We start from the raw sequence: 3,009 nt of genomic DNA, 5'->3' as shown, positions 1-3,009 counted from the left end.
CTCCCCATGATGCGTGGCAACAGACTAAATATACGATCCCAGATCGCGCCATCCTTAGCGACCACCATGTTTGGCGTCGCCACGAAATTCCTGCGGCTAAGGACAACCAACCTGAGGACTACGTCGCCGTGTTCGACGTGTCAATGAACCGCAGATCGCGCTTTGTATTAGTGGAGAACGGCAGCATCATCGACGACTACACGCGCAACATCGATCACCCCACCGATAGGCGCGTGGGCCATGGGCTGACCACTAATTTTAAATTTCAGTCCGGAGTTTTGCCGCGCACATTATTCGTGTATCAGGACGCCACGACTGTAGCCGGGTCGGCAGTTAGTATCAGGAAGGAAGAGGATTACATCGCCTACAACCGCTTACGCGAGATCTTCATTGGACTCATTTCGGGGATAACGTTTGGCCTAGCGCTCTACCATGCCATTTTGGCAGTTAAGATTCGTGAGCGTCTCTACCTTTATTACTCTATCTTTCTCACTGCCTCTCTAGGGGGCGTTGCCTTTGCCTCCGGAATTCTCAATATTGTCGCCGAATCCTTCGGCTTTACCTTCACCCAAACTTGTAATGCTACGGTCGCGTGTTTTTTTGTAGAAAATGCTGTCTTTGATTTATTCCAGTATCGTTTCCTCCAATTGGAGCAAAGGCAACATTTCATCGCTAAAAAGCTTATTCAGGCAAGCATTTGGTTTAGCGTCGCCGGAGTAGCCGCCATGTTTTTCTTAAAACCAGGCGCCGCGACCCTACTCTTCGCGATCCTTTGCCTACCATTGTCGGCTAGCAAAATTCGCCGACTGGCGCGCAACATACCTGACCCCATTGCCTTCAAGCACGTCGCCATGAATGCAACATTCTTGTCCGGTTGGACCCTTGCCATTGCCCTTTTGGCTAACTGGCTCGAAGTATCCGCGCTCAAGCTCTTCCTTTTTGAGATCACAACACTCGCAACATGTGTGATTTTCTCGTCATTCCTAGGCCGAAAGATCCGCGCTCTCGAGGACCAGCGGCAGGAGCTGATCGCCAGATTGACGCGTCGTCAAACCTCAACTACATCCTCGGGTTTTGACAGCGAAGCGACGGCACCACATACTGAACAAACCAACGTTGCCATCATGTTTGTGGACGTTGTGACATTCTCGCAACTAGCGTCACCACTACCCTCCCGCATGGTGTTTCAAGAGCTCGCACGGCTCATGGGTGCCATCAGCGAACTCATCCAAAAACACGGGGGCGTCATCGACAGATCTTTGGGGGACGGGCTGCTCTGCTTTTTCCCAATCCACTCTACTGATGAGTTTGGCGAAAACTCGCTACGTGCGTTCCGTGCCGCCTGTGCCATTCAAGCCTTTATTGTCGATAAATTTGCCGATGACACGCGTCGTTCGAAAGACAAACTAGTGATGCCCGTGCGCATCGGCCTACACACATCGCAAGTCGTCATTGGTAATTTAGGTGGCGAAGCGCGCGTCGATTTCACCATGATCGGCACGGGTGTAAACTTTGCCAGCCGCCTCGAAGCCGCTTGCACCCCCTTCCGGATCACGGTCAGCAACTCCTGTTATGATGATCTTAAGTATTTGGGCCAAGATATGAGCGCTTTTGTTAAGATCGCGATTTCGGTCAAGCATCAAACCGAACTCGTCGAGGCCTACGAATGTAATCCACTTACGGACCACGATGACGCAGTGCAGAAGGTGCGCCTACGCTACCTTAATCAACTAGGTATCGAAGCGAAAGAAATCCGCGTCCCCATTGGCGATGCAAATGCGCTGCAGCTGCAGTTGGGCGACGACGCGCTACAGGTCACGGATATCTCCGTTAACGGCATGAAGGTAAAAGGAGCCCGCCTATACGGTCAGCGTTCAGTACTGCAGGTGCAACTGATGACTAAAGATCCCGAGCTAAATCAAAAACTGGAGTCTAAGTTACTCAATAGGTTTTCGGTCGAGGTAAGGTGGGGACGCGCCGCAGCGGGAGGCTTTGAACACGGACTGCGCATCTACGGCGGCAATCAAAAGCAGCGACAGTATATCTTTGATGCAATCTGCCAAAGATTTGGTGTGCAGGCGGCGACTACAGAGCCGATCCAGTTCGACCAGGCCTCCTGAGGAACGCCCGTATAAAATGGCCTTACCGAGCCCGCCTCGCTGAATCCAAGCCCTCGACTTCCACCTGCCACTGCGGATGTCCATCGCCCAGGAAGTCGAAGATATAATGTTGCGGAAGTCCGTTTTCGTCCAAGACCTCCAGCATCCCAAACTGCCCCGCACCGGCAAAGTCCCATCCGCGAAAGCCGGTGTAGGTCTTGGTGCTACCATCGTCGTAGTGCCAGTCGACGTAGATATCGGTTCTGACGGGCAAATCACGTTCGCTGGCAACAGGGTCGCCGGCACGTAGCGTGTAGTAGAGCCGCTCCGGACCACGTGGTTTGGCCGGACGGGCTTTGACCACCTCATCGACCGGCGCCGGAGTGCTGGTACAGGCCGATACCCCACCCATCAGGGTGAGGGCCCCAAGGACCATGCGACAGAGAGTTAACTTCATGGTTCAGATAACCCGTGAAAGTTTCGTGGGATGGAGATATGTTCTCCCCCTTTATCGGCTGCGGGCACTGAAAATTAACCCTTGCAGCTGACCAGCGAGCGAGACTGCACCATGCAAGACCCTAAATACATTAGAAATTTCTGCATCATTGCGCACATCGACCACGGCAAGTCGACGCTCGCTGACCGCCTTATTGAGTTCACCGGCACCCTGTCTCAGCGGGAGATGCGCGACCAGGTCCTGGACAGCATGGATATCGAGCGTGAGCGCGGCATCACGATCAAGGCCCAGACCTGCTCGATGAACTACAAGGCCAAGGACGGACATACCTATCTCTTCAATCTCATCGATACCCCCGGCCATGTCGACTTTAGCTACGAGGTGTCACGGAGTCTGACGGCATGTGAGGGCGCCTTGGTTGTTGTCGATGCCAGTCAGGGCGTAGAGGCGCAA

Annotated in this window: 3 protein-coding genes; 2 read left to right on the top strand and 1 reads right to left on the bottom strand. The window is 53.5% G+C overall.

Features of this window, described 5'->3' with window-relative positions:
• On the top strand, positions 1-2,120 hold a 2,120-nt coding region (locus FJ146_19840; GenBank protein MBM4254224.1), incomplete at its 5' end, for an adenylate/guanylate cyclase domain-containing protein.
• Positions 2,121-2,142: 22 nt separating this feature from the next.
• Here the strand turns inward: FJ146_19840 and FJ146_19835 are convergent.
• A complete protein-coding gene (locus FJ146_19835) occupies positions 2,143-2,556 on the bottom strand; it encodes a hypothetical protein (GenBank protein MBM4254223.1) in 414 nt (137 codons plus the stop codon).
• A 111-nt stretch (positions 2,557-2,667) separates the two neighbouring features.
• Between FJ146_19835 and FJ146_19830 the strand changes: the two genes are divergently transcribed.
• On the top strand, positions 2,668-3,009 hold a 342-nt coding region (locus FJ146_19830), incomplete at its 3' end, for a GTP-binding protein (protein MBM4254222.1).

This window comes from Deltaproteobacteria bacterium, assembly GCA_016874735.1.
Taxonomy (GTDB): domain Bacteria; phylum Bdellovibrionota_B; class Oligoflexia; order Oligoflexales; family CAIYRB01; genus CAIYRB01.
The sequence above is the reverse complement of the archived record's forward strand: the minus strand, read 5'-3'. Positions and strand labels throughout refer to the sequence as shown.

Coding starts and splice junctions, on each gene's coding strand:
- FJ146_19835 (MBM4254223.1), bottom strand. CDS start 2,556: ATGAAGTTAACTCTCTGTCGCATGGTCCTTGGGGCCCTCACCCTGATG.